28 protein-coding genes are annotated in these 25,304 nt (G+C 41.0%); 8 read left to right on the top strand and 20 right to left on the bottom strand.

The window, feature by feature from the left end; genetic code table 11:
* Positions 1–7 precede the first annotated feature (7 nt).
* On the bottom strand, positions 8–133 hold the full coding sequence (locus tag WKF66_RS12890) for a hypothetical protein (RefSeq protein ID WP_489674870.1): 126 nt from the start codon (positions 131–133) through the stop codon (positions 8–10).
* Between the two features lie 95 nt (positions 134–228).
* On the opposite strand from WKF66_RS12890, the gene WKF66_RS12885 reads away from it, so the two are divergent.
* A complete protein-coding gene (locus WKF66_RS12885) occupies positions 229–1,257 on the top strand; it encodes a DUF922 domain-containing protein (RefSeq protein ID WP_489674869.1) in 1,029 nt (342 codons plus the stop codon).
* A 25-nt stretch (positions 1,258–1,282) separates the two neighbouring features.
* Here WKF66_RS12885 and WKF66_RS12880 read toward each other — a convergent pair whose 3' ends face one another.
* Positions 1,283–2,332, bottom strand: a complete 1,050-nt coding sequence (locus WKF66_RS12880; RefSeq protein ID WP_489674868.1) for an aldo/keto reductase — start codon at positions 2,330–2,332, stop codon at positions 1,283–1,285.
* A gap of 8 nt (positions 2,333–2,340) precedes the next feature.
* Positions 2,341–3,405 carry an SDR family oxidoreductase gene (locus WKF66_RS12875; protein ID WP_489674867.1) on the bottom strand — a complete coding sequence of 355 codons (1,065 nt, stop codon included), beginning with the start codon at positions 3,403–3,405 and terminating at the stop codon, positions 2,341–2,343.
* 165 nt (positions 3,406–3,570) lie between these two features.
* Here WKF66_RS12875 and WKF66_RS12870 point away from each other — a divergent pair, with 165 nt between their 5' ends.
* Positions 3,571–4,146, top strand: a complete 576-nt coding sequence (locus WKF66_RS12870; protein ID WP_489674866.1) for a hypothetical protein — start codon at positions 3,571–3,573, stop codon at positions 4,144–4,146.
* A 65-nt stretch (positions 4,147–4,211) separates the two neighbouring features.
* Here the strand turns inward: WKF66_RS12870 and WKF66_RS12865 are convergent, their stop codons facing one another.
* From WKF66_RS12865 to yiaA, 5 genes are all read right to left on the bottom strand, one after another.
* On the bottom strand, positions 4,212–4,415 hold the full coding sequence (locus WKF66_RS12865) for a hypothetical protein (protein WP_489674865.1): 204 nt from the start codon (positions 4,413–4,415) through the stop codon (positions 4,212–4,214).
* A gap of 405 nt (positions 4,416–4,820) precedes the next feature.
* Positions 4,821–6,101 carry an alpha/beta hydrolase gene (locus WKF66_RS12860; RefSeq protein WP_489674864.1) on the bottom strand — a complete coding sequence of 427 codons (1,281 nt, stop codon included), beginning with the start codon at positions 6,099–6,101 and terminating at the stop codon, positions 4,821–4,823.
* A gap of 11 nt (positions 6,102–6,112) precedes the next feature.
* Positions 6,113–7,600 carry a S8 family peptidase gene (locus WKF66_RS12855; RefSeq protein WP_489674863.1) on the bottom strand — a complete coding sequence of 496 codons (1,488 nt, stop codon included), beginning with the start codon at positions 7,598–7,600 and terminating at the stop codon, positions 6,113–6,115.
* Between the two features lies 1 nt (position 7,601).
* Positions 7,602–8,396: a gasdermin gene (locus WKF66_RS12850; protein WP_489674862.1), complete on the bottom strand. Its 795-nt coding sequence runs from the start codon at positions 8,394–8,396 to the stop codon at positions 7,602–7,604.
* A gap of 541 nt (positions 8,397–8,937) precedes the next feature.
* Positions 8,938–9,405, bottom strand: coding sequence for an inner membrane protein YiaA (gene yiaA / locus WKF66_RS12845; protein ID WP_489674861.1), 468 nt, complete (start codon positions 9,403–9,405; stop codon positions 8,938–8,940).
* Between the two features lie 131 nt (positions 9,406–9,536).
* On the opposite strand from yiaA, the gene WKF66_RS12840 reads away from it, so the two are divergent.
* Complete coding sequence (locus tag WKF66_RS12840; RefSeq protein WP_489674860.1) at positions 9,537–11,042, top strand: hypothetical protein; 1,506 nt, start codon at positions 9,537–9,539, stop codon at positions 11,040–11,042.
* A gap of 11 nt (positions 11,043–11,053) precedes the next feature.
* On the opposite strand, the gene WKF66_RS12835 is transcribed toward WKF66_RS12840, so the two are convergent.
* Both WKF66_RS12835 and WKF66_RS12830 read right to left on the bottom strand, forming a co-directional pair.
* Entirely contained in the window at positions 11,054–11,377 is a 324-nt protein-coding gene (locus tag WKF66_RS12835) for a nuclear transport factor 2-like protein (protein ID WP_489674859.1), read from the bottom strand.
* Positions 11,378–11,396: 19 nt separating this feature from the next.
* Positions 11,397–12,188 carry an SDR family oxidoreductase gene (locus tag WKF66_RS12830; protein ID WP_489674858.1) on the bottom strand — a complete coding sequence of 264 codons (792 nt, stop codon included), beginning with the start codon at positions 12,186–12,188 and terminating at the stop codon, positions 11,397–11,399.
* A 128-nt stretch (positions 12,189–12,316) separates the two neighbouring features.
* Between WKF66_RS12830 and WKF66_RS12825 the strand changes: the two genes are divergently transcribed.
* Positions 12,317–12,670, top strand: coding sequence for a winged helix-turn-helix transcriptional regulator (locus WKF66_RS12825; protein ID WP_489674857.1), 354 nt, complete (start codon positions 12,317–12,319; stop codon positions 12,668–12,670).
* Positions 12,671–12,684: 14 nt separating this feature from the next.
* Here the strand turns inward: WKF66_RS12825 and WKF66_RS12820 are convergent, their stop codons facing one another.
* The 3 genes from WKF66_RS12820 to WKF66_RS12810 all read right to left on the bottom strand — a co-directional run bounded on the left by WKF66_RS12820 (position 12,685) and on the right by WKF66_RS12810 (position 15,322).
* A complete protein-coding gene (locus WKF66_RS12820; protein ID WP_489674856.1) occupies positions 12,685–13,053 on the bottom strand; it encodes a hypothetical protein in 369 nt (122 codons plus the stop codon).
* A 362-nt stretch (positions 13,054–13,415) separates the two neighbouring features.
* Positions 13,416–14,939 carry a DUF4394 domain-containing protein gene (locus WKF66_RS12815; protein WP_489674855.1) on the bottom strand — a complete coding sequence of 508 codons (1,524 nt, stop codon included), beginning with the start codon at positions 14,937–14,939 and terminating at the stop codon, positions 13,416–13,418.
* 38 nt (positions 14,940–14,977) lie between these two features.
* Positions 14,978–15,322 carry a hypothetical protein gene (locus WKF66_RS12810; RefSeq protein WP_489674854.1) on the bottom strand — a complete coding sequence of 115 codons (345 nt, stop codon included), beginning with the start codon at positions 15,320–15,322 and terminating at the stop codon, positions 14,978–14,980.
* An 85-nt stretch (positions 15,323–15,407) separates the two neighbouring features.
* Between WKF66_RS12810 and WKF66_RS12805 the strand changes: the two genes are divergently transcribed.
* Entirely contained in the window at positions 15,408–15,638 is a 231-nt protein-coding gene (locus tag WKF66_RS12805; RefSeq protein WP_489674853.1) for a hypothetical protein, read from the top strand.
* Positions 15,639–15,711: 73 nt separating this feature from the next.
* Positions 15,712–15,864 (top strand): hypothetical protein, encoded by a 153-nt coding sequence (locus WKF66_RS12800; protein WP_489674852.1) that lies wholly within the window; start codon positions 15,712–15,714, stop codon positions 15,862–15,864.
* Positions 15,865–15,961: 97 nt separating this feature from the next.
* Here WKF66_RS12800 and WKF66_RS12795 read toward each other — a convergent pair whose 3' ends face one another.
* The 5 genes from WKF66_RS12795 to WKF66_RS12775 all read right to left on the bottom strand — a co-directional run bounded on the left by WKF66_RS12795 (position 15,962) and on the right by WKF66_RS12775 (position 19,216).
* Positions 15,962–16,156: a hypothetical protein gene (locus tag WKF66_RS12795; RefSeq protein WP_489674851.1), complete on the bottom strand. Its 195-nt coding sequence runs from the start codon at positions 16,154–16,156 to the stop codon at positions 15,962–15,964.
* Positions 16,157–16,262: 106 nt separating this feature from the next.
* The gene (locus WKF66_RS12790; protein ID WP_489674850.1) at positions 16,263–16,781 is read right to left on the bottom strand and encodes a GNAT family N-acetyltransferase; all 519 of its coding nucleotides are present in this window, start codon (positions 16,779–16,781) and stop codon (positions 16,263–16,265) included.
* Positions 16,782–16,860: 79 nt separating this feature from the next.
* Positions 16,861–17,097: a hypothetical protein gene (locus tag WKF66_RS12785; RefSeq protein WP_489674849.1), complete on the bottom strand. Its 237-nt coding sequence runs from the start codon at positions 17,095–17,097 to the stop codon at positions 16,861–16,863.
* A 30-nt stretch (positions 17,098–17,127) separates the two neighbouring features.
* Positions 17,128–18,237 (bottom strand): FAD-dependent monooxygenase, encoded by a 1,110-nt coding sequence (locus tag WKF66_RS12780; protein WP_489674848.1) that lies wholly within the window; start codon positions 18,235–18,237, stop codon positions 17,128–17,130.
* 106 nt (positions 18,238–18,343) lie between these two features.
* Positions 18,344–19,216, bottom strand: coding sequence for a helix-turn-helix domain-containing protein (locus tag WKF66_RS12775; protein ID WP_489674847.1), 873 nt, complete (start codon positions 19,214–19,216; stop codon positions 18,344–18,346).
* A gap of 208 nt (positions 19,217–19,424) precedes the next feature.
* Here WKF66_RS12775 and WKF66_RS12770 point away from each other — a divergent pair, with 208 nt between their 5' ends.
* On the top strand, positions 19,425–20,078 hold the full coding sequence (locus tag WKF66_RS12770) for a hypothetical protein (RefSeq protein ID WP_489674846.1): 654 nt from the start codon (positions 19,425–19,427) through the stop codon (positions 20,076–20,078).
* Positions 20,079–21,368: 1,290 nt separating this feature from the next.
* Here WKF66_RS12770 and WKF66_RS12765 read toward each other — a convergent pair.
* Together WKF66_RS12765 and WKF66_RS12760 are read right to left on the bottom strand one after the other, a co-directional pair.
* Positions 21,369–22,733, bottom strand: a complete 1,365-nt coding sequence (locus tag WKF66_RS12765; RefSeq protein WP_489674845.1) for an alpha-L-fucosidase — start codon at positions 22,731–22,733, stop codon at positions 21,369–21,371.
* 136 nt (positions 22,734–22,869) lie between these two features.
* Entirely contained in the window at positions 22,870–23,457 is a 588-nt protein-coding gene (locus tag WKF66_RS12760) for a glycoside hydrolase family 108 protein (protein WP_489674844.1), read from the bottom strand.
* 748 nt (positions 23,458–24,205) lie between these two features.
* Between WKF66_RS12760 and WKF66_RS12755 the strand changes: the two genes are divergently transcribed.
* On the top strand, positions 24,206–25,297 hold the full coding sequence (locus WKF66_RS12755; RefSeq protein WP_489674843.1) for a hypothetical protein: 1,092 nt from the start codon (positions 24,206–24,208) through the stop codon (positions 25,295–25,297).
* The last annotated feature ends 7 nt before the right edge of the window (positions 25,298–25,304 follow it).

The raw sequence follows: 25,304 nt of genomic DNA, 5'->3' as shown, positions 1-25,304 counted from the left end.
ATTTATTTCAGGACCTCGGAATAGCGACGCCACCTAGTCCGAGGTCCCGGTCTTCACCGGGATGACGGTCGTAAAAAACACCTCCCAGTCCAAGGTCCACGCCTTCACCGGGACGAGTAGCGCTTAAGATCATATCTCAAATGTCAAAAAACCGAGACCAAGGTCCAACACAATTATAAAGATGCAAAAAGACCTTATCTTTATGGTAACCTATTGTGAAGAAACAAGATGCACCTGCTTAAACGATACCTAATCTTTATTTTTCTAACCGTCTTAGCTTTTCCTTCATTAACTTCGTTTAGAAGCTTTGAAGTTGCGGCTGAGGAACCGGTACTGTTCAAGCCATTGACTTTCTACGTTGCCGAAATGCAGGATCTGCGTGCGATTAAGGGGCCAGAGTTTGCAATCCTGACCAAATTCATTACAGACAATTTGCCGAAGAATCGATCCCTTAAACCAGTTATAATTGATATTAAAGAGCTGACGGTAAACGAAACACCAGGAAAAGCAGGTATGGTGGATGGAGTGATAAAAATGACTTTATCATTCAGCTTACAAAAAGAGCAGAACAACCAACACCTTTTAAACTACACTGGAGGCATGCGTTACTCGCGACTGCTTACCAATAAAGGGGCAGTGGAACAAAACCTGAAGAACCTTGATAAGTCTGCCCTCTTATATTTTAACAAGTGGATGAACGAGAATATCAATTCCAGCAGGGTACTTGCAAGCGGTGTAAAGATTCGTTTCGAGTATTATAGCGAGCAATTGGAGGGCGACACCATTTACTATGCTGCAATGAGGCCTTTAACCTGGACGGATTTCAAATCCAAAATAAGAAGGTCTAATAAATATGCTGCGATGGTAATGCCTAACATCGGTTATGACCAAAACGAAGAAATTCAGAATGGAGTTATCCATGTCACCCTGACCCTAAAGACCTTCCTGGCTAAAAATGATTGCTGGCTTGGCGTTCCGTACAAGGATGATTACATGCTGAACCATGAGCAACGGCATTTTGACATTGCGAAGATCGTAACCGAACAATTCAGGAAAGAAATACTACAAGCGAGCCTCAACCCTGATAATTATGAAGCGGTAATCAATATGCAATACCTGGATTCTTACCGGGATATGAATAAGCTTCAGAAAGATTATGATCGGGAGACCTCCCACGGCTTGAACAGGACGGCGCAGCAAAATTGGAACAAGCGTATAGACAATCTCCTGTCAGGCACGACCCTACCGGATGTGTAAGTGAATGCCCAGAGTGGCTAGACTATCATTTGCGGTCACCGTAGAGATCCGGATCATTTTTCAGCATTGGAAATTGACGTTGGTGCCAGTATGGATAAGCAGGTAAAACTTCACTTACTTTGTCCAACCGCTTCACTTGCTCGGTACTGAGGTTCCAACCCACTGCTTCCAGATTCTGTTTCAACTGTTCTTCGTTCCTTGCACCAATAATGATGTTAGCGATGGTCGGTCGTTGCAATAACCAGTTCAGGGAAATCTGCGCAGCTGTTTTACCGGTTTCTTCGGCGATTTCATCCAATACATCTACGATATCATAAAGCCGCTCTTCGTCTGCATCAGTATTTACAACCGGACTACCGCCCTGCGCTACACGTCCTTCGGATGGTATCGGTTGGTCTCTTCTATATTTGCCGCTTAGTTTTCCGCTGGCCAATGGGCTCCATACAATTGTGCCGATATTTTCTTCAATTCCTAATGGCATTAATTCCCATTCGAAGTCGCGGTTGAGCAGCGAATAATACGCCTGATGAGCGATATATTTTGACCATCCATAACGCTCTGACACGGACAATGACTTCATTAAATGCCATCCGGAGAAATTCGAGCAAGCAATATACCTCACCTTACCGCTCTCGATTAGTGTTTCGAGTGCCTTTAACGTTTCATAGATTGGCGTGGTGGCATCAAAGCCATGCATGTGATAGATATCAATATAATCAGTATCGAGCCGCTTTAAACTTGCTTCACAGGATTTAATAATATTGATTCGCGAGGAGCCGAAGTCGTTTACAGCCTCCCCCATTGGAAAAGTAGCTTTTGTAGAGATCAATACCTTATCCCGCGAAACGCTTAGCGCCTTGCCTAATATTTCTTCTGCCGCGCCCGCAGAATAAACATTTGAAGTGTCAAACAGATTTACACCTGCATCAAGGCATAAATTGATCAGCTGTGTTGCTTCATCAACTTGTGTGCTTCCCCAAGCTTTAAAAAATTCATTTCCTCCGCCAAAGGTGGCAGTTCCGAAGCTTAAAACTGGAACCCTAAGTCCCGAATTTCCTAATTGTCTGTATTCCATATACGTAATTAATAATTTGGTATAATGTGATCGGCCCTTAATTCGTCGAAAGTCTTTTTAAACGATTCGAAACTCTCCACCTGCATTTCATGGAAACCTGCACGGCGAAGTTTGTTCACATCAAAGAAAGCATCGGCTTCAACGTTGAAGATGAAGTCTCCAAAAGGCCAGTTGGCTAGTTCTTTAATGGTATGAGATGTTAGATTGTATTTACTGACAATTCCCGTCCATACCTCTTCCTTGTCGGCCATATAATCAGCTAAAGGGAAAGTGATAGGGCTATCCATACTCACTCCGAAGTATTCGGCTATTTTCGGCCATATCTGCTCCCAGCGGAAAATGTCGCCATTGGTTACGTTATAAATTTCTCCGTAGCACTCCTCATGTAAAGCCACGTATTCCATGCTTTTGGCAAGGATTTCACTATCCGTAACATTCACCAGCACTTTATAAGCTGCATCTGATCCAGGAAAACGAAAGGGCACATCCAGCTCACGACAAAGCGTAGCATATACGGCGATCAGGTTAGCCATGTTCATCGGATTTCCTGTGGCAAAACCGACTATAATATCCGGCCTTACTGCCGTCCAGCTCCATGCTTTACCAGCTGATTGTTTAACTAAATAGTCCTGCTGACTATAATAGAAGTTGGGTGGAAAGTGTCTTGAATCGGTTTCTAGCGCTGGTGTTTTGTATTTCCCTAAATGGGCACCATAAGCTTTACCGCCTTGTATAAAAGTGAGGTGTTTAAAATTCGGTGCCACCTTTTCTAACCCATTTACCAGATTTTCCAGTAATGATAGATTAGCAGAGGTTTGTTCTGCCAGGGCTTTCTTTTCCATATAGGCCGCATAAAAAACATGGCTTACGTTGGCTAAAGCTACCGCATTTTCAACTGCTTGCGCATCGGTTAGATCCATGCGGACGAAACCTGCAGTCGTTTCAAAGTCCGGGGCACGGTAAGAGGTGATAATGACCTCATCCCAGATCTCCCCTGCCTGAAGGTATTTCGCCATGTTACGGCCAATGATTCCGTTACCGCCGACGATAAGTGCTACTTTTTTGTTTTGCATAAAATTGATCAGCTGGTTGCTTCCATTCTTGTTACTGATAAGGCTTAATGTTCGGTAATTGTTTTGCGATGCGCTCCGCCATGCTATCTAAATAATCTACAAATGGTTATTTAATAGAAAATATTCTACAAATTCGTGTATGTCGACGAAATATAGGTCCTGCTTATGAAAAACCTTCTCAAAGCTGCAAAGATCTTGTCTTACCTGAGCCATCCCCTATTTACCTCCCTATTTCTTATCATCAGTTTTAGTCTGACTCGCTATTCGACCCGGCAGGCAATGATAATTATGGCAATACTTATTTTTGGAGTTGTTTTACCGATGAACGTGGTGACTTATCTTGGACTGAGGAAAGGGCGTTTCACCGATTTCGATGTGTCCTCCAGGAGTCAACGCTCCCCGCTGTACATCATGGTAATCATAACAATGCTCATAGCCTCGGGAGCTATTTATTTACTTGGGTTAGACAGGGTATTGTTTTCGAATTGCCTGATCACCTCATTATTGCTTTTGACTGTTTACCTGATCAACTATCGCTTAAAGGTTTCCCTGCATGTCTCTTTAAATATCTTTTTTTGCTTTATCCTGTACCAGATCCATCCTTATAGTGCGATAGCATTTGCATTAGTATTGCCACTGGTGGCATTTTCCAGACTTTTGCTAAAACGACATACTCTTGCGGAGGTAGCCGCAGGCGTTGCAGTTGGCTTGGTGTTCGGAGGACTATTGCTGATGATATAAACAAATTAAGTTATACCGATGGTCGGAATCCTAATATGGGTGGTCATGTAGGATTGCAGCTATGGTTACTTCTTCTTAGGTTTGACAGGTTCAACTTTATGATTAGGCATCGGAACAGGTTTAATTGAGCTTATACCAGACGAGTCCTGTGTCCCTTTAAACTTCAGCTCTTCAACTTTATGGGTAGACATAGGAGCCGGCTCCATACCTCCTTTGCGATAGGGATTCGGTAATTTAACATTCCCACTCGTCGCTGTATTTATTGGCATTGTTAGCATCAACGGATTACCAAATCCGGATCTAGTAATGATTTGATAGGCATGGACTTAATCCCTCGGCAATACGGGCTTTTTTGCTTTAGACTTGTTTTCTGTCCTCTGGCGACGCCCACCAGCATTGTCATCATGATATTAAGGCAAGTTTCGTTTTCATATAGCCATCTCAATTGATTGTTCATTAAGATGCGGGCTCACAGGGCATTCCATGAAAATAGCCTAAAAAGTTGACTAAACTCCATTTTGATGCATTAATTCTAATTCTTCCTGAGTCCGGGGAGGCAATTTATCTAACAGGGTCAGGTGGCGTAGGGATAGGAGTTTCGTCAGGCATCTTCTTATCTTTTGCTGGTACAATTACTACTGTTAATCAATCTTTATAGTGTTAAAAACCTGTTGCTACAACAAAAATGCTTTCGTCAAAATGTCTGCAACTTCCGGTTTTACCACATCAGAATGTCCTCCAATGATATTGTCACTTAATAAGTTGTAAACTTTCCCAGCTCTAAATTGATTTGAATCTACCGCTAATCTTAGGCTGATTGAATTATCAACTTCTGGGGTCTTCTGCGCACCATTACCCCCGAGCCCGCCATAAAGTGAGCTTTTATCTCCGATATCGCTCGATTCTTGTTCCAAAAGTCGTGAAGCCAATGCATAAGAAAGTCCAACGGCCCTGTCTGCTCTTGTATGTGTGATCAATATCGCCCCTTTTACCTTACTTCCAGTCAATACCTGTCTGAAAAATCCGTCATTTATGTCATCATATTTCTTTGCGAATGCATAGTGGGAAAATGCAGCCTGAAGAAGTGCTAGCGTTTTAACTTCAATTGGCTTAATTCCTTGAAGACAAGAGGTAACCAATCTTGCACCAAAACTATGGCCGACTAAGTGAACATCAATATTTGGTTTTGTCTCTTTGATGTCTGAAAGTAAAGGACTTAAACCTTCGGTTCCAATCTCACCAGCTCTTGCTTTCATCTTGTAATAAGTGGTTAAGTTGATCATATTTGCAAATCCTTGCTTCATCCCGAAAAAAAAACCAAGTGCATAACCATTTTCCCCATTTGTCTGGCTATTATCGTTAGAAGCAGCTCCGCCAGCTTCCTGCCCCGTTTCTAAATATGGTAGGCTTCCGTCTTGAAGGAATGTTTTCACTCTGTCAATTGATAAGTTATCGAAACATTCAGAATTTTCCACTCCCCCGTTTAAAGCAGCAAGTATTCTTTGAAACTGAGGACTAAGCTCTTCTTCATTTTTACCTTTCTGAATACCTTCCAGTATTTGTTCATAGGCTACTAGGGAATTTTCATCATCGAATAAATCAGCCATTTTTTTCCATTCATTTTCAAGGCGTAAACTTTCTTCACTATCATCGTTACTTGCGGCTCCACCAGGAATGAGTTTAGCATCAGTGAATTTCTTGGATGGCCAAAAGATATTTAAAGCTGCAAATCGCTTCGATTCATCATGGTTAGCTGTTATCGAGGAGGAGATCAAGTCTAGCAGTCCTCCGTATAAATTACGGGCCTCAGCAATATTGTTGTTCCAACCATGACAGAGGACAATCAAGTCTGTATAATCGGTTTCCCTAAGTGCTTTTATGACGCCATCAACTTGATTGCTATCAACTCTTTCTGCATCTTTACTAAAGTGAATTTCGAAATGTGGTATGCTCATGATCTCATTCTTTAAACTGACTGAATCGCACGCATTAAATCTATTAGGCCATTGCCCTGAAAATACATATCACGTTTGAGATCGGTAGCAGACTCTAAAAATATGGTTTTCAATTTTTCAGGCTGGCCAATATATTCTTTTCTTATAGATAAAAATGCTGCTATTGCACCAGAAACATGTGGTGCAGCCATGCTTGTCCCACTTTCTTCGAGGTAGTACGCTTCTCCAATAGATTGTGCGTTTACTCCAAATTTGCTTTTCTTCGAACCCGCTGCGCAGGATATAATTTTTTCACCTGGTGCAATAATATCCGGCTTAGGTCTACCATCGCCAGTTGGTCCCTTAGATGAAAAGTAAGAAACGCCATAAGTGTGTGGAGCTTCCCTATGCGTGGCGCCAACGGTGATAGCAAGTTCTGCATTACCCGGGTCGTTTATACTTAGGGGCATTCCAGTAGCCATTCTACCATTAAATTTAGTGTCAGTATAACCAAAACCTGTATTTCCAGCAGCAATAACAACGACTACTCCAGACTTAACTAACCGATTAACCTCAACGCAAATTGGGCTTTGACCGCAGGCAAACCATTCAGGATCGAAGGGGTAACCTAAGCTTAAATTTACACCATGTATTTTCAAATTTCTCCCATAATTATTCACTTCCTGGATATACGCAATTGCAGCGATTAGAGCGCTGGTTTGTCCTTTGCCGTTACTATCAAGTACTTTAAGGCTAACTATGGAACATTTAGGGGCTACACCGGAAATTTTATCAATGGTTTCATTTCGATATTCAGACTCTCCAAGTTGGTTCTTAGCCTTTGTAAGAAATATTGGCTGTAATCCCTTCCTTTTATCTCCTTTTATTATCTCACCAGCAATTATTCCAGCGACATGTGTACCGTGTCCGAAATCATCCTCTATTTCACTTCCTGATTCGGTGAAGTTTTTATGAAATTCTTTGTGCTTATTTTTATGCAAACTAAAATGAGGGTGACTAAAATCTACACCTGAATCTAGTACAGCCCAAATGATATCTTCTCCTAGAGCAGAAAACGAACTTCTAGCAGCATCAGCTTTAATAGTTTGGACTGACTTGATTGTCTGGCTGCTTACTTCAAAGTCTGGCCAAATCTTATAAATTGCAAGTGAACGTTCCCGATCTTTTAAAATTAGTGAACGAATATTTTTAGGGCTTAGCTTTACGAAAATATACTGGCGTGTAAGACGATTCTTTACGTCGTTTATAGCCGCTTCATTGAGGCTGCTTTCACTAGATAGCTCGCCCGATTCAGACAATTCATTTAACAATCCCTCTACTTTTTTTCCGGCTTCCACAATTCCTCCATCGTAATCAAAATTGAGATCAATAATAATATCTGTTGGTTCCTCTGGATGCTCTTCCATAACATTTAGGAGCGGCTTAGCAATGATTGTCCTCTCTAGTGCACTTGGGTCAAACTTGTAGTCTTGGCCGACTTTATCTCTTTTCTTTGTCATCTTACTGGAACTGAACCAAATTTTCTTGCGCAGATAACCAATTTACGGTTCCCCGTTCGATCCATTCAGGTTCCTCAATTGACAAAGGAGTTCCTTCGCTGGCCTTCTCGAATGCGCTATATTTTCCATTTTCGTAAATTAATCGTAATGCTTTAAAACCGAATACTAGTGTGTTTTCCCCACGATAAGCAATCTTGGACTCTATATCACCATTTGTTTCAATATTAATTTTGCCACCTAAGACTTCTTTAATTAGAGGTATATCGAGCTTTAATCTGCTGCTATCCTTTTTCGTCCCTTCTACGCTTATTATATTGCTTTTAATAATGGAAGTAATGATATAAATGTCATCAGACTCTAGTAGTTCACGTACTTGTTTTGAAAGCGGATCAATATCTGCATCATTAAGATACAAATCAAGCTCCACGATGTTAACAGAATCGGATTTTACATCTTGGAACTCGAAATTGATAGTTTTTGCACTAGAGTATTGAGCATCAATTCCAAGATTGCCACCCATTGCCGATATTATATTGCCCAATATACTCAAGGCAACTCCAGCACTCATATCGCTAGTCTTCTTCCCCGAAATGCCTGCCACACTTTCATCACGTTTTATTTTAGGTAATGACTTATTATTCCCAGCAATTAGTACAGAATCTATTGATCCTAATGTTTCAAAAGAACCGCTTTTTTTTATCAGAACTTGTAGAGGTCTAATATCGGCTCTAGGTAATCTTACTACATTATAGCCTTCTGATTTAAGGTATGTCACAGACTTATCGTTACATTTCATAGTTTACATTAGTGTTAATTCATTAAAAAGTTGGATTATCGAATTGTATTAGCAACGCCTCGTTAGCTATCAGCAACTGCAAGAGTTGATCAAAGGTCGAAGAGAAAAATGTTTGTCTCGCTTCGTACTATCCCGGGCGTATGTTCGCTGGAAATAGATTTCCAATATTTCGAGAATCAATAATTCTATCTTCTAAAGTTTTAAAAACATACGTTTTGGGATAACCGACACGTTTACATTTAGCTTTTATGTCTTTTTTAATAACTGCATTGTAGATAGTAGTTTTCTTTAATTCTAAACCGGGCGCGCGCAAGTGGTTGTTAATTATCATAGGAGGCGTTAATAATTCCACCCTAATCTAAAACCAATTTAAACGAATTAAAATAGCTAGAAGTAGTCATTTTTTCTAACAATCTTCGTGGTTCTTACGCAGAAATCAATAGAATGATCCAGTATTTTGGGCGCAGTTAACTCCTGCTAAGCAGCTGCGTAAAAACCCGCAGGCTTGATCACAAGACACTGCGGGATTGCAACCGTTACATTACAACTCTTTATCCCCGACTAGCTTTGCGTCGCGGGTATTCTTTTGCACGGCAATAGCCGAAAACATACTTAGACAAAAAGCCATAGTGTAAAACCCTTTTTCACTCCGGTCGATACCTGCATTCCAAAGACCGATGGTTAGTAAGATCATGGATGCGATGGTCGCGAACCAACTCAAACCGTAGTAAAGATCAGTAACGGCTAGTCCTTCGGCTCTATCCCTAACGCTTTTTTGTACGGAGATCACCGCGAACAAGCCAAATAATAAAATGGTGAAATAATAACCTTTTTCGTTGAGTTGCATAACGGCATTCCATAAGCCGATGCAATAGCCTGCGACACCTGCTAATAAGGCAAACCATGACGCTCCAATAAATGCGGCAGTAGGTTTAAATGGGTTTCTAAGATTCTCGCTATGCTTTACGATAGGTGAATGCTCCTCTGTTCTGTGTTGTAACGGTTCCATGTTAATTTGTTTAAGTGATTAATATGGAAGCAAATGTGGGATGAAAATCAAACCTAAAGAAATGAACTTCTTGAAATAACTGACGATATATTTAGACATTATAGTAACTTTATATTGCAATTACAGCGTTTATGGACCCAATATTAGAGCTTACTAACCTACTTACCCACAGTGATAAAATGCTTTTTAAGCAGTTTTTACAGCAGAAAAACAAGAGAACTGATGTAAAGAACTTACAATTGCTGAATTTGATAGAAACTGACGATATCAAGGGCTTAAACAAGCTTTACGATTCCGCGAAAAATAAGGATGCCTACCATGCCTTACGAAAAAGGTTGCAAGATAATTTGCTGTTGTTTCTATCGCAGAAGACATTTGAAAGCAACCAGTCAGACACGTATGATGCGCTTCGCCTGGTGGTCGTAGGGCGTTTCTTATTAGAAAATGATATCGTTAAAACAGCATTTAAGTGTTTGGATAAGGCTCAAAAGTTAGCTGCGCATTTAGAGCAGTTGAATTTGATAAACGAGATCTTATTGTTGAAGCTACAGTATGCACATCTGCCCGGTGCAGAAGACCTAGAAGCCTTGACTTCGCGCTTTCTCAAAAACCAGTTTCAAATGCAACGGGACGCGAAGCTCAATATGGCCTACGCCTTTTTGAGACAGCAGTTGCAGGAGATACACCTGAATGCTAAGGTCATTAATCTGAAAACCTTATTGGCAACAACCATTAAAAAATACCAGATTTCCCTTGAGGATCTGATGACCTATAAATCCATTTATCAAATTCTTCATATTGCGAATGAATACGCAGCGATACAGCAGAATTATGGATTGATAGCGGACTATATTGGCCGGGCAAGTCAATATATCGAAGCCGATGCGAATAAAAAAGAGTCTCATCTTTTTTATAATTTATCCATTCTGTATTACCTGGCGAACTTTCATCTCCGCAGAAGGGACTTTGCTAAGAGTTCATCCCAGCTTAAGGAAATGATGGATTTAATGGCGACAGATAGTCGGTACGCTGCCCTATTCTCTATGCGGTATACTTTGCTTTCTGCGCTAACCTTGTATTATACAGACTTTGCAGCGGATGCAATTTCGCTACTGCAAAAATCACTGACGGAAAAGAAACCTGCTGATAAAGCGGAAGATATTGAGGATCTGCAATTGTGTTTAACTATGTTTTTAGCCCTTCGGGATGACCGGGGAAGTTTAAAGCAGCTGACCTTGCTCACGCGGACCGATGCCTGGTATGAGAAAAAGATGGGCATGTTATGGACCATTCGGAAAAACCTGATGGAGATTCTGGTTCATGCACAATTCTCTAACATCGAGCTTGCCATGTCCCGGCTCAGTAGCTTCAGGCGGCGCTATAAGAAGTATTTACTAAGTACTTCGGAGGAACGTGTGCTCGCGTATCTTAAGTTGGTGGAGAAATACCTGATCAAACCCGACCTGCTTTTTGAAGCAAAATATAAACAGGCGGTCTTGGACTTGTTAAGCAGCATCGAAAACAATGATATCTTCACATCCAGCTTTATTGCCTGGTTAATAGCACGCTGGGAGAAGAAAACAGCATATGAGGTCGTTCTGAGATTGATGAAAGATGACCAAACCAAAGCCCGATAAGCCTTGAAAGACTAGCCGGTGATCTTTAGAGAACGTATTAACTTGTCCCCAAATTCTAAGTTGCACTTCAAAACGAGCGGACTTCCTTCAAAAGTGCCTGAGATCTTAGCACTTAGTACGCCTTTGTCATCAGATTCGCTGTATTCAATGGGCTCCATCACAGTTTGATACTTCTCTGCAGAGTTTTCGATCCAGGTTTTGATCTCATCTTTACCCTGATGGTTATGGCCTTCGTCGAAGACTATCGCATCAATGGTAAAACAATCTGCATAAGCAGCACTGTCCCGGCTGTTTTGTGCATTTACTAATTCGGTGATAATTGCAGGTAATTTCATAATTGTATTGTTAAAAATATTAAATAGTGGGGATTGTTCCTCCGTCGATTACATATTCGGTTCCGGTTAAATAGCCAGCTCTTGGCGAAACCAGGAACCCAACTAATTCCGCTACTTCTTCCGGTTCAGCGGGCCTGCCGGCTGGTATGCCGCCAAGCGCATCCATCACGCTCTGGGTAGCCTGTTCGATCGTTACTTTTGAACTTTCGGCAATCCTTTCCATCATCTTGATGGACGATTTAGTTTTAATCCATCCCGGAGAAACGGTGAGCACACGGATACCTTGGGGTGAAACCTCATTGGACAGACTTTTACTGTAATTGATGAGTCCTGCCTTGGCTGCTGCGTAAGGAAGCGTCGAATCATATAGTGGCAACTTGCCCTGAATGCTGGCGATATGTATGATGACCCCATTTCCACGTTCAATCATTTTGGGAAGGAACAGTCTGTCCAGTCGGACCGGTGCAAAAAGGTTTGCGCTAAAGGTCGATTCCCAATCCTGATCGGTCAATACGGAGAAACCACCACCTGGGCTTTCAGAACTCCCAAGGTTATTGACAAGAATATCCAGTCTACCATATTTCTCCAGAATCTCATCAGCTACTTTTTGTGCGCCCTTAGAAGTACTTAGATCGACGGCAATGAAATAAAGATCCTCATTGGCATCTTCTGGCTGGTTCCTGGCAGTGATAATTACTGTTGCCCCTGCCCTACGCAACCGCTCGGCAATCGCTTTTCCGGCGCCTTTCGTGCCGCCTGTTACCAGTGCTATCTTGTCTTTGAGCTCGTTATCAAAATTAAACTGTTCCATGTCTTAACCATTTATCTAAGACAAATTTCAGACATACCAAACTTCTCTACAAGTACGGAGGAACGAATCAGATAGGGATAAATTTATCTCCTATTTGCGGTTTTGTAACATACCCTTACATTTGTTATATGTACGAAAGGAAGTTAGCATTGAACCTGAACTGCGGGCTGGATTTGATCGCGGAGGTTTTGTATGGCAAGTGGAAGATCCGGCTGCTCTGGTTTATCAACGAAGGGCATCAGCGGCCGAGTGAATTGCAGCGTAAAATTCCGGAAGCCTCGAGACGGATGTTAAATGTGCAGCTGAACGAATTGGAAGCCCATGATCTGGTTACCAAGGTGATTTATCCGGTACTTCCGCCAAAGGTGGAATACAGTCTTACTGAATTTGGTAAAACGCTAATTCCGGTAATTGCAGCTCTTGGCCAATGGGGCGACGACAATGAGGCGTACCTGCGGGAAGTGATCAGTAAACGACTATAGGATTGCAGCTATACTTACTTCTTCCTGGGTTTAACAGGTACAACTTTACGATTAGGCCTCACAATAGATTCAACTGAGCCTTTTGCAGACGAGTCCTTTGTCCCTTTAAGCATTAGCATTTCAACTTTATGAGTAGGCATTGAAACCGGCTCCAGGCCTCCTTTGCGATAGGAATTCGGTAATCTAACACTCCCACTCCTCCCCGTATCTATTGGCATCGTTAGCATTAGGGAGTTACCAGATCCGGATCTATCAATGATTTGATAACCATAGACTGAATCCCTTGGCGATACCGACTTTTTTGGTTTTGACTTGTTTTTCTGTCCTTTGGCAATGCCAACCAGCATCGTCATCATGATAATTAAGGCAAGTTTTGTTTTCATATAGCCATGTCAATTGATTATCAATAAGATGCGAGCTTACGGGAAATTCCATAAAAATAGCCCATAAAATTGTTCTGCCTGACTAAAATCCATTTTGATAGATTAGTTCTACTTCTTCCTGAGTCTTGGGAGCTCAGGATAACGAGGAGTAAAGGTAAAAGTGTTTCATGAGAGTCTATGCTTCGCTGCGGATATTAGTTTATCCCCTTGCCGCTGCAATCGACACTCTTGCTCATGGCTAACCCCTTCCTACTGCAAGTTGGGTTTGCGACTTGTGCCCTATAGCAGATCTACATGCCCGGTGCAGAACAAAAAGGCGCCGATAAATAACCGGCGCCTTTGAAGAACAGTTGAGTTGATCACTAGAAACCTAATCCCAATGTAAACCCACGTACTGGTGTTGCAATGGTTGAGATAGCAGTTGTTGCTCCTGAAGTCAGGTTCACACTATACAGTCTTTGAACTGTCCCAACTGTAAAAATGCCATATGCAATTCCGCTTGTGCCGCCAATATCGAAACCGCTTGTAGCTTCAACATTTATGCCCAGTGGACCTACGTCTACCAGCGTTCCGTTGTTAGGCGGATCTTGCTTGTATAACCTATCAATCGTGGAATCTATATCATATAAAACCGTTGCCGTTGTACCCGCAAAGTTATTAGTATAAGCAGCACCCGTAATAGTTGCGCCTGCTAATGAGATAGGCATATCAACAGTAAGTGTTGCATCAACAGGGTTAATTCTGAAATTTTGACCATTGTTACCTACAATCCTGATTCTATCAGGTACCGGATTAAAGTCAAAGCCTACTGCAGTTGCTGGAATTAGCGTGCTTAGTGGACCAGTACCCACCATTGTGGCAGCTCCAGACGATGCGTTAATGGTATAGATTCTACTTGTTGACCCTAATGCATAGAGCTGTCCGTTCAAAGGTCTCATATCAAGCCCAAGAATGCTTTCGCCAACTTGAATACCAGTTATGGTTTTCGCTACGAGTGTAGGAGTTTGAGACGAAGGATTAAATATTAACAATTCATTTGAAGTGGATATCGCATAGGCAACAGGCTCCGTAGGTATCGCAATACCAGTTATTTGACCGCTTAGGTTAGCAATTTTCATCGCTTTTCCGCTGGTCAGATCTACGGTGAACAAGGATGACTGGCCACTGACTTGTAATGCAGCTAAAGCTACACTCCCGTCCGGATTGATATCAAAACCACCAATTTGATCTACATCAACGCCAAGGCTACCAACTTCAACAAGTTTACCATCATTTGGCGGATCCTGTTTGTACAATTTGTCAGTTGCTGCATCGATGTCAAAAAGAGTAGTTGTAGCCGCACCAGCACGATTAGAAGTATAGGCAACGGAAGACACTTGCGCGTTCGTTACACCATTGATTACTCCATCTACAATCATTACTGAACCTGTCTCTGGATTTAACCTAAGATTTTGGCCACTTGAACTCACTAATCTGATGCGGTCAACGGTAGGATTAAAATCGAAGCCGAAGCTGGTACCAGAAATTGCAGTAGCAAATGCTGTTGCACCTATTGCGCGGGCAGCACCAGTTTTGTAGTCGATCACATAAAGTCGGCTACTACTTCCGATACCATAAAGTTGACCTGTAGCTGGGCGGAAATCTATGCCCAAAATGTTTTCGCCAGTTTGAAGGCCCGATATGCTTACCTGAGATAATACGGATGATGGGTTTTTAGCATTTAGCGATAACAATCTATTATCGTTTGTTAATGCATAAAAGTTAAGGTCTGGTCCTGGGGTCAGGACCTCTGGCTTCACATCACGGTCTTTTTTACATGATGTAAAAGCAATAGAAGAGAAAATAAGGCACAAGAATGCCAGCGTATACAGTTTGAAATTTGACATGTTAAGATTTGTTTAATGAATAAATAGATTGAGAATATTTAACACAAACAAGCCTTAGGTGGCAATTCTGGGATCTTTTGAAAGATGGAAGAAAGACGATCGTCTATTTTGCTGTAAGCTAATATATTGCTGGTTTTTGGTACAAAATAGGAGACCAAATGATTAATGAATTCACTTTTCTTGAGGTCGTCCTTTGAATCTTTCTCTTTTTCAGAGAACTCGCTTTTTTCAGATTCATCGTTTTGATTCGTTGTGAGTTGCTTCTGTAAAGGTTCTGTATAAAAGAAAGCAACAGAAGACTTAACAGAAACTGCAAACAGGAGCGTGATATAAAAGAAACCGACGGCAAGCTTTAGCATTTTGTTTGTTAAGATTGCTTTCATATACGACGCAATTACGCTCGTAGTTTCGGAATTTGATTAATATCTTGCGCTCCACCTAAATTCCTTATCATTGTAAAAACTTTAAATGAAACGTATCTCAGCTCTTATCCTAGTAACCGTAACAGTTATGGCATTCCAGTCCTGCACAAAGTCGGATGACAATAAAAAACGTTGCTGGAAGTGCACTACCACTAAAAACGACGCTAAAGAGGTAAAGCGGGTTTGCGATAAAACACTCTCAGAGATATCGGCATATACCATGGAGAATCTTACTTTGGGCCAGCTCCCATCGAGAACGAAGTGTGTACCAGATTAACGTTAAATAAAACCCGCAGGCTACATAGCAAGACACTGCGGATTACGCTATCCTGCTCACCAATAAAGGGGCAGTGGAACAAAACCTGAAGAACCTGGATAAATCTGCGTTGCTATACTTTAACAAATGGATGAACCAGAATATCAATTCCACCAAGGTACTGGCCAGCGGCGTAAAGATCCGTTTCGACTACTATAGCGACCAATTAGAGGGCGACACCATTTAACAGAACGTCTAACAAGTATGCTGCGGTGGTAATGCCAAACATCGGTTATGAGCAAAACTAAGAACTCAAGGATGGAGTTATCCATGTCACCCTCACGCTAAAAACCTCTCTGGCAAAAAGTGATTGCTGGCTTGGCGTTCCCTACAAAGATGATTACATGTTGAACCATGAACAGCGGCATTTTGATATCGCGAAGATCGTAACTGAACGATTCAATATTTACGATCGTATCTATCCTCTGGCTTCTGGTGAACGAGCGGGGCGGCAGTAAGATCCGTCCTTGCTTCAGCATCAATTACCTTTACGCTAGGTTGCTAATTCGGCCATGTCTAATCACAAGCAGCTTCAAAGAATGAAAGATGTAAAGCCTTTCTGAATGCTCAATTGTTGTTCTTTCTTTAAATCTTGAAAGTAAACGTGGTGAAATTTGATACGTTAGCACCATCATTTTTAAAGTCAAATTTCTCTAAAAGCGCTATTGAATTTTTGTTTTCATTATTAGTGACAGCTTTGATTGATTCTAGTTGCAAATCTTGAACGGCAAAAGCTATCACTTTAGAAAGCGCTTCTTGCATTATTCCTTTTCCCTGAAAATCCGGCAATAATTCATAGCCAATCTCTGCCTTCAAATTGTCATTTGAAAAGTCAAATAGGCAAACTGTTCCAATCAGTTTGTCGATGCCATTTAATGTAATCGCCCAATAATATGAATTGTTATCTTGATTGTTACTAATGATAGCCCGAATAAAGGTCATTGCATCAGCAATTGATTCGCTTGGCTTTCTGTTAAGATATTTATTTACATTATCGCTTGAACGCAAGGCGAATATTCCATCGACATCACCGCTTTTAAGTTGTCTCAATGTTAACCTTTCAGTACTTAAGACTTGAAATCTATTACCGTTTTTGCCTCTCATTGATAACTATTAAAAATATTACCGCTGTCATTTTTCCAGGACAGCGTCGAATTACCATTTCCAGCTAAGATACAAAGGTTTAATAATGATTATGGAAGATAAATTCAACGTCCAAGCCTCCTTTGCTATAGGAATTCGGTAATTTAACACTCCTACTCCTCCCCGTTTCTACTGGCATCGTTAGCATCAAGGAGTTACCAGATCCGGATTTATCAATGATTTTATAACCATAGACTGAATCCCTCGGCGATACCGGCTTTTTTGCTTTTGACTTGTTTTTCTGTCCTCTGGCAATGCCAACCAGGATCGTCAACATGATAAGTAAGGCAAGTTTTGTTCTGCCTGACTAAAATCCATTTTGATGCATTAGATCAATTTCCTCCTGAGTCCTGGGAAGCAATTTATCTAACATTTCAACCGCATCGGCCTGAACCTGGTCGATAAACGGCCGCAGTTTTCTATCGTATTCAAGAAACGCCAATTCATGGTTTCCCTCACAATTCTGCAAAGCATCAGTAACCGCCGTCGCGCCTATAATGGCCAACGAACCGCCCATGCCAGCGGCCGGAGAAGCACAATAGCCAGCATCACCCGCCAATGCAACACGGCCTTTAGTCCAGGAAGGCATTTTAACCTGACAAAATTTATCAAAATAGAACGAATGTGCATTTATCAATTCCGACTGCAATTCTTGAGTACGCCAGCGCATCCCCTCAAATTGCGCTGAGACTATTTGTTTATGACGTTCCTGGTCACGAAAATCATAAAGTATCTCATTTTCCGGGCGGAACGTAAATACAATGTCCGTCTTATTATTGTATGCATTTAACATTACACCTTTGTTTGGTTCCGCATACAACTGCAATGTAGCATCAGGTATCAGGTATTTGTCGACTATAGCAGTGGAGAAGTATGGGCCCAAAAAACTGACAAAGTGATTTTCTGTACCAAAGGAAAGTTTTCGTACAACCGAGTGTAGCCCATCACAACCAAAAACCAGGTCATACCGATTACTAGTACCATCTCTAAAACTGGCTTGCACGAAGTCTTTTTCCTGATGTAATGCGGTAATGCTGTTACTGAAAAAGAATTGAACATCGTTCTTTACCAAATCAAATAGCATTTGAAGCAATACATCCCTTTCGATTTCAAACTCATCGTCCGGCAATTCTTCACCTGGTTCTTTTAGTAGCATCGTCCGTACGGTAAGGTCATCTGCATTTTTGAATTCCCACCTTTCCAAACCCAGTCTGTTCGCTTTTATTTGTTCAAACAAGCCCATTCTTTTTGCTATGTCAACCGTCTGATCCTTGATATCTACAGGAGTACCACCCCTTTTTAAGTCGGCACTAGTTTCTACCACAGTTACTTTATAGCCCGTTTTATTCATCCAAAAAGCGGTAGTAAGACCTGCAAAGCTGGCTCCTGATATCAATACACTTTTAGTATTTCCCATTTTCATAATTTAACATTGACCACGCAGATTCCATATCCTCGTTCTGTAATACAAAATTGCACTGAACCTAAAGAATGTCACATGCTGGAACGAAGCAAGTATGGTACTAATCGCGGTTTTTGTTGCGGAAGGCTAATCCGGACATACCGGCGATCTTTTTGAAAAGCTTAGTAAAATAGATGTAATCATCATAACCTAAATCATATGAAATCTCCTTAACTGATTTATCGGTGTAGTAAAGCATTCGCTTTGCTTCCAGAATAATCCGGTTATGGATATTTTTTGAAACAGAATGTCCAGTGCTGACACTAATACATTCATTCAGATAGGGTACGGAGATATTTAGGTGATCAGCATAGTCTCCAGCTCGCTTCAGTTGACGGTAGTTTTTTTCCAGTAGTAATCTGAAGGATTTAGTGATGAGTGCATACCTGGGAAGATTAGCTGTTTGTGGATCTTGTTGTAGGAATTGTGAGATTAGATAAGACACAAGCGTGTTACAGCTGTCATTTAGAAGCGGAAAATAAAACCTACCGCTGTGTTCTTCGGAAAAGCCTAAACACAATGCGAAGATAGTTGATACCTTGGAATCGGCATCATTAATAAGAGCAAGCGGTTTTGAAGGAACAAGCTCCTCCAGAAAATCAATGTAGTCTGGATTCATCGCTTCATTTCGAATCGATACAGAGGCAACTGTGACCTCATCAAAATCCAGAATTCGATGAACCTGGGTCGGATGCATATAGACTACGGAAGGCCCCGTCACTTCATATTGCTCAAAATCAATTTCAATGAGGATTGTGCCGGCTTCAACAATGTGAAAGGTGTGACCGTCATCGCGATGTGAGTCGTTGGCACTTTCATATTGCTGACCCGCTTCGAAGTCCGATTTTCTGATGATCATTCTTTCCACCGAGATTCCCTGACTGAAATCATCTGCCATGGAATTGATGGGTATTTTGCCGTTTGTCTTCGCCATGGGAATTGACAAAATAAGAAATAAAAGATTAATCAACTAAATGACCTCATTAGATTACAACCTACCAGATGCCAAACCATTAAATGACTATTACTAGTCATTGTGAGCCTAATTTCCCTTTGGTAACTTACAAATACCATCCACGGCTTTTATCAAACATCAACCAACTAATTTTATTCATAAAAATTTACTCTTAACTCTGAAGTGCATGAAAAATTACGCTATTAAATCTTCACTAATCATTTTATGCCTTTTTACAACGATACACTGTAAGCCAGAAGAGGAAGTCACCATTTCAGGAAAGAAATTTCAGGTTACTGAAAAAAGCACGCTGAATAATACCACAGAATATTATGAGCTGAAGGATGGGTCAACCCCTAATGCTTCGCCTACATCTTACCTGAAAACGAAGGGCAAATTTGTGAAGACTATTTTCCTAGCAGCGGAATTAAAAGGATTCTTTGAAAAAGGAACAATCTCTTCACTTGGAAATATCAAATCTTTTAAAATGAGCGAAAAAAGAACGGTAAAATATGTCAGCAGAGGCAATGTAAACGTACTTTTCGCTTATCACGATAAACAGGTGACGGTATATGAGTTTCCGGGTGATATTGTGCAGGTGCCAGGCGACAATCCATCAGGGGATGGAGGATTCAGTGAGGCAAGAAAAAGATGTGGAAGGAACTGTACGGACGATCTTAGAGCTTGTGATGACGAATTGGGGCCGCAACCCGAGGATAGTGATGATCCCTGCTTTAGGGATTGGCTGCTCTGTCTAGTTGCTTGCGACAAATCCATCGCTATTGGCCAAAGACCAAACAATTATACTGTTGATTTTAATCTGCCCTTAAAATTCAAATAAAACTCTTTATTTGGATTAATCGTTCAAGTAAAGCGGAAACCACTTGGGCAGGGGCCGCTTCGTATAACCGCTACCAGCATGTGCTCAATCAAGGCGCTGAAGCTTAAACTTACCCGCAATGACTGAATTCAGGTATTTAAAATGCCAAACCCCGAAGGTAGGGACCTAATTTTTAACACCCTATTAGGAAAGTTAAGGGCAAAATTTACTAATACGTCAAAGAACGATGCTGGACGCTTCACAGCGAACAACCAAGATTCCAGGTGATCAATCCTGATTAAATTGGAAATTAGGATAGAGGCTAGCATAGATCCTAATTAAACGGGAAATTGTAACTAAGAAGAGGAACGTTGTTGATGTCAGCCTGGGGCTGATCATTTTGCAGGTCACCTGATGTGATCTACTTATTTTTTGTTTATAGGTACGGACGCGAGCGCAAACTTTGTTATGCTGTGGTTATCGGCGATAGTAATCAGCTTCTATTTAATGCGAATGGTGTTGATAATCTAATTAACAAGGGCATTCAGGAACATTAGTATCTTATAAGTGCAATGTACGAAGATTTAATGGAATAAACAAATAATTTCATAAAAAGAAACGATTATTTTTTAATTATTATTTTTTATCCATTTTATTTACTTTCCTGATAGGAAACGACGACTATCGCCCCTCCTATCAAATCAGCGATAACGGACTAACCAAATTTTGCACAACGAGGGAACTCCTAGGTATATCAGTGCGAACTGCTTGGGAAAAGCCCCCCCTTTTCGCAACGAATGCGCCCTGATATACCTCTTAGTCCGCAGTTTGTGCAAAGGGAGGTACTAGAATATTCATTCTAATTGATATGAGGTTAATAAGGAAGATTCTTGCCTCCCACTGAGTTATGTGTATTCTATGTGCTCGCTACGGCCCAGGAGCAAGCAAACACATAGCTGATACCTAGCAGACACCAAGGAAAGACCTAGTCAGATAAACCCCATATCAACTAGATCGTAGGCTCGATGTAGACTGAAACAAGGGAATTGATGTCTAGATAGTACCATATTTAAGCGCCAGCATTGATTAATTGCTGAAACGAAACTACAATCCTTTTACTCCAAACAAGATTAATTTACACTTAATCTTCGTAGCTGTACAGATAACCGGCCTATTTATACAGATTTTTTTTATCTGTACACATAACATTTATCTGTACAGCTACGGTTTATCTGTACACTAACCTCTAATGTCATTCAGGAGAATGGCTGGTACCCGGCTTTTCTTACCTCCTTTGCAAATTATTCATTCTTAAAACGCGCCAAACTCTTTAATGACCGGAGTTCCTTCTGAATCCAACACACGAAGCTTTATTTTAGAAAGCACCATAGGCTTAATCAGCATCTCGATTCTTTTATGACCTATTGAACTGCCACCGCCAATTGTTTTCCAGGTCTTCCCATTAAATCCTTCCAGGACGTATTTCCGAATCCGCTCTCCTTTTGCAATGTCTTCTTTGATCACCACTCCTTTCAGAGACTGCATCTTGTTAAGATCCAGCAAAAGCTCCCTGCCGCTTCCAGAAGTCGTTTTTACCTGGCGATATTTCATCTTCACTGCATCTCCAAATTCTTTTAGCAAAGCCACATCTCTTACAGGAACCAGTCCGCTGCTATCCACTACGATCCCGATCAGCATGTTTGAGTTACGACCTACACTGGTTACATAGTTATCCAGGAATTTTTCTTTAGTAATCATATCCTGATTTTCATCGACCCAAAACCAACCACCTTGGAAACCACCAGTTCTCAGTGGAAAGTCCGTTTCACCAGGGCACCAAATCTTGCCTCCTGGAACCCCGGAAAAGTCATTCTCCTTAAATCCCTTAGTGGCATCTATACCGTTGGTCGTACTCCAATTGGGGTAAGGCGCTAACCCATCTTCATTACCAATCCACCTGATTAGGTTTTTAGCGGAAGCCGGACCTTGGAAAACCACCGCATCAGGCTGAAGTTTCTTAAGCAAAGCATTTACGTCAGGACCACCTTCACTAACTGGTATCACACCACCATCGAACCAAATCTCGAACAACTTCCCATAATTAGTCCATAATTCCGTTAATTGCTGTAGGACAATATTATTATAAGTTTTCTGGTCTACCGGTCCGCCCTTTGCAACTACACCTGGATTGTCGGCCCATAAATAGCCATTAGTAGATGCACTTGCATAAATACCTGGTCGGACCCCATAACTATTGCAGGATTCCACAAAGTCCTTTACTAAATCTCCTTCACCATTCTTCCAGGGACTATTCTTTACACTGTATACATGCGCAGCAGTTGGCCATAAGCTAAAACCAGAGCCATGCTTTGCTACCAATACCGCATACTTTGCGCCTCCAGCCTTAGCCGCGGCTATCCACTGATCAGTATTTACTTTAGATGGATTAAATACTGATGCTGGAGGGTGCGAACCATAAACCCGCCAATTGTATTCCGGCTTGAATGTAGGCATATCAAAGTGGAAGATTGCCCCTATCTCGGCATCTGACCATTCCAAATGTGCGGAAGAAGGTAGGGCTAGCTTATTTTGAGCCAAGACAACGAAGGAATTGAGGGTAATAGTGAAAAATGCTGCCATCTTCAATAGATGGCTTAAGAGCGCTTTATTTTTCATTTCTTTGATTTGGGAATACTAATTTAATCACCAAACTCATTGTATCCTAATCTGTTGGTGGATTGTGTACCTACGTTTTCTGACACCCCTTCGAACCGGTAGCTCGACATTTGCAGTATACCTATGGTATCGAGCCTTATGCAACTGACATATCATTTTCTGCTTTAAAGGAATGAATTCTGCTGAACCACGATCTACGGAAGCGTTCCTGGGTAGGGTCTTTTTTAATTATTCGCTCATAAAAAGCTGACCGGAGCACGTTGATTTGATTGTAAAGTGCTTGGTGATCTAGCCCATTTGCGGCAGTAATCGTTTCATTACCTACATCTCCATCGACAGCAATCTGGTTAGGGGCAATTAGTCGATTAATAGCTTCCTGCAATATTTTAGCGCCGCGACTAATGCCAGAATTAACACTCATATCAAAAAGCTGGAGGGAAATCTGATTGGAATGTATCAGATCAATGTTTAGAGGATCCCAAAAGTTCTGCTTGTAAAAATTCAGCACAAGGGTATCCAAACTAGCATTCTTTTGTAGTGCCGCATTTAGAGAAGTTGGCTTTCGTAATTTGATGTCGTCAACAATCTTCCATCCTGGCCAGTTGCTCCAGGAATTGCGTGCAATGCCGCGCCAGGTTTCGCCTCCATGGTCATTCGGATCATTAGCATAGCCACCTTCATGCCTCATTGTTGCTTCGTAAGCAAGTCTAAATTTCTCAGTCATATTAGTTTTTTTTTAGATTATATCAGCTTTTGTAGTATTTCAGTTTTAGTCGTTTTATAAGAAGGAGTTCTGATTCTTTAGTATTTACGTTCAAGGAGTTAGTCCGCGATCCTTATCATTTTCTCGCTACCTATACAGGAATTAAAGGAATAGTTTGGTATAGCTTTTCCTTTGGAATCAGAGACTGATTGCTTTACGGATGGAGCTTGGAACGGAAGACGACAAAAAGAAACTACAGTACCGGAATGTTTGAGCGAGATCGCTTTAAAATAGTGTGATCAAATTGCTTATTATTAGAACTTAATTATTAATTAAAGCTAAACAGCTATTCTGCTAAGTACAATAGCTACTTCTAGCTAATTTTTAATAGCGTTCTATGGTGACAATTATGTTGTCAGCTACCTCACTTAACTAGCTATGGGCGATGTGGGATACAATATCAACCACATGTTCTTTTACACAGACATTAACTATCCGATCTTATAATAAAAGTCCAGGTCGTTCCGCTGTCTGCACTGATCCGAAGCAGCTGGCTTTCGGCTGTCAGGTAACCACCTTTGACACCGATATCCAGGTTTTGATCAATGGTGCAAGGATTTGGACCGTATGCTAACTACTTGTTGCACCCATCGTAAAATAGCTAATAATAGCTATTTTTTTCCTGATTAATAAAATTCAATTTTAGATAACGTGCAAATAAATAGTTGTAGGAATATGTGTTAGTATCTTAAAATATAATATAGCCAATATGGTAAAGAAATTTTTCTCCACAATGACACAGGCACAATTTTTTGTGTTCGTGATGTTACTTCTTTTATCTATTTTATTTTCGGTTTCAACGTTGCCCAAATGGTATAATTCGGCAACAGCAGTTGAATATGAGCCGTGGAATCCTGATAATATCAATAACATTAAAGAAAAGATAACTTCAACTAATAATGAGGCGTCAAAACTTGAAAAAGACATTTCATATCTATCAAGATTTAAGGACAAATTAAACGTCTCTCTGAGAACTTTCGATTCGATGAATCTTGACTCACCATATGCACAAACTTTAAAATCTTTTGCTCCCAGATTGATTTTCAGTGCCAATCAAGATTATGATGAATCTATTGGTGATTATGAAGTCAATGAAAGCATAGCTGGGAAAATCGAAAATGCCGCTCAGGCTTACTCAACGGACTTAAGCAGCCTTTGTAATACGCTAAAAACAAAAGACTATACATCACCATTTGGCTTCGCAAGAAACGATTCTCTTTTCACAAAAGAAACCCCACCCAAATTCACCATTGCAAAAGAAATTTTTACTCAAAAGAAAGGATCTATGGTTTTCACATTAAAGGAACTTAAAGTGTCCTTGCAACTTGAAAACGACACCTTGATTGCCAGGAAAAAAAATCTGATCAGGAAGCTCGACGATTTAAGGGACGAATTCAACAAAAAGAATTTCAACATCAACCAGTATGCTGTTGTAATAGGTATACCCTTTTTTATAATTGCTGCGTTGATCATGTACTGGTATGGCTTGAAGAGCACAAGGGAAAATGCTAATACACTTACACCGGCCATAGATCCCAAAGATAAATTTGCATTTGCCATCAATACGATAACGGTATTATTGTTGATTCTTTCTTTATTGATACTTGGTTTATCTAAAGTAATAGCTGAAAATACTTTAGCGGCACTATTGGGAACGATAGGTGGCTATGTGCTCAACAATAAGAACAAAGATTCACTTTCGCAAAGCCCAGCTCCTCTCGCGCCCGCGCCCATTACGACGCTTGGTGGCGTGTCGGCATCATCTCCGCCACCATTGCCACCGGCCGTCCCAAATCCTTAACCCAAAA

The sequence above is a fragment of the Pedobacter sp. genome (genome assembly GCF_037719805.1).
Classification (GTDB): Bacteria; Bacteroidota; Bacteroidia; order Sphingobacteriales; family Sphingobacteriaceae; genus Pedobacter.
This window is presented reverse-complemented; position numbering and strand designations above follow the sequence as displayed.

Bases quoted from the DNA above. Each gene is read 5' to 3' on its own strand.
- WKF66_RS12890 (WP_489674870.1), bottom strand. From the start codon at position 133: ATGATCTTAAGCGCTACTCGTCCCGGTGAAGGCGTGGACCTTGGACTG.
- WKF66_RS12885 (WP_489674869.1), top strand. From the start codon at position 229: ATGCACCTGCTTAAACGATACCTAATCTTTATTTTTCTAACCGTCTTA.
- WKF66_RS12880 (WP_489674868.1), bottom strand. From the start codon at position 2,332: ATGGAATACAGACAATTAGGAAATTCGGGACTTAGGGTTCCAGTTTTA.
- WKF66_RS12875 (WP_489674867.1), bottom strand. From the start codon at position 3,405: ATGCAAAACAAAAAAGTAGCACTTATCGTCGGCGGTAACGGAATCATT.
- WKF66_RS12870 (WP_489674866.1), top strand. From the start codon at position 3,571: ATGAAAAACCTTCTCAAAGCTGCAAAGATCTTGTCTTACCTGAGCCAT.
- WKF66_RS12865 (WP_489674865.1), bottom strand. From the start codon at position 4,415: ATGCCAATAAATACAGCGACGAGTGGGAATGTTAAATTACCGAATCCC.
- WKF66_RS12860 (WP_489674864.1), bottom strand. From the start codon at position 6,101: ATGAGCATACCACATTTCGAAATTCACTTTAGTAAAGATGCAGAAAGA.
- WKF66_RS12855 (WP_489674863.1), bottom strand. From the start codon at position 7,600: ATGACAAAGAAAAGAGATAAAGTCGGCCAAGACTACAAGTTTGACCCA.
- WKF66_RS12850 (WP_489674862.1), bottom strand. From the start codon at position 8,396: ATGAAATGTAACGATAAGTCTGTGACATACCTTAAATCAGAAGGCTAT.
- yiaA (WP_489674861.1), bottom strand. From the start codon at position 9,405: ATGGAACCGTTACAACACAGAACAGAGGAGCATTCACCTATCGTAAAG.
- WKF66_RS12840 (WP_489674860.1), top strand. From the start codon at position 9,537: ATGGACCCAATATTAGAGCTTACTAACCTACTTACCCACAGTGATAAA.
- WKF66_RS12835 (WP_489674859.1), bottom strand. From the start codon at position 11,377: ATGAAATTACCTGCAATTATCACCGAATTAGTAAATGCACAAAACAGC.
- WKF66_RS12830 (WP_489674858.1), bottom strand. From the start codon at position 12,188: ATGGAACAGTTTAATTTTGATAACGAGCTCAAAGACAAGATAGCACTG.
- WKF66_RS12825 (WP_489674857.1), top strand. From the start codon at position 12,317: ATGTACGAAAGGAAGTTAGCATTGAACCTGAACTGCGGGCTGGATTTG.
- WKF66_RS12820 (WP_489674856.1), bottom strand. From the start codon at position 13,053: ATGAAAACAAAACTTGCCTTAATTATCATGATGACGATGCTGGTTGGC.
- WKF66_RS12815 (WP_489674855.1), bottom strand. From the start codon at position 14,939: ATGTCAAATTTCAAACTGTATACGCTGGCATTCTTGTGCCTTATTTTC.
- WKF66_RS12810 (WP_489674854.1), bottom strand. From the start codon at position 15,322: ATGAAAGCAATCTTAACAAACAAAATGCTAAAGCTTGCCGTCGGTTTC.
- WKF66_RS12805 (WP_489674853.1), top strand. From the start codon at position 15,408: ATGAAACGTATCTCAGCTCTTATCCTAGTAACCGTAACAGTTATGGCA.
- WKF66_RS12795 (WP_489674851.1), bottom strand. From the start codon at position 16,156: ATGCTGAAGCAAGGACGGATCTTACTGCCGCCCCGCTCGTTCACCAGA.
- WKF66_RS12790 (WP_489674850.1), bottom strand. From the start codon at position 16,781: ATGAGAGGCAAAAACGGTAATAGATTTCAAGTCTTAAGTACTGAAAGG.
- WKF66_RS12785 (WP_489674849.1), bottom strand. From the start codon at position 17,097: ATGTTGACGATCCTGGTTGGCATTGCCAGAGGACAGAAAAACAAGTCA.
- WKF66_RS12780 (WP_489674848.1), bottom strand. From the start codon at position 18,237: ATGGGAAATACTAAAAGTGTATTGATATCAGGAGCCAGCTTTGCAGGT.
- WKF66_RS12775 (WP_489674847.1), bottom strand. From the start codon at position 19,216: ATGGCGAAGACAAACGGCAAAATACCCATCAATTCCATGGCAGATGAT.
- WKF66_RS12770 (WP_489674846.1), top strand. From the start codon at position 19,425: ATGAAAAATTACGCTATTAAATCTTCACTAATCATTTTATGCCTTTTT.
- WKF66_RS12765 (WP_489674845.1), bottom strand. From the start codon at position 22,733: ATGAAAAATAAAGCGCTCTTAAGCCATCTATTGAAGATGGCAGCATTT.
- WKF66_RS12760 (WP_489674844.1), bottom strand. From the start codon at position 23,457: ATGACTGAGAAATTTAGACTTGCTTACGAAGCAACAATGAGGCATGAA.
- WKF66_RS12755 (WP_489674843.1), top strand. From the start codon at position 24,206: ATGGTAAAGAAATTTTTCTCCACAATGACACAGGCACAATTTTTTGTG.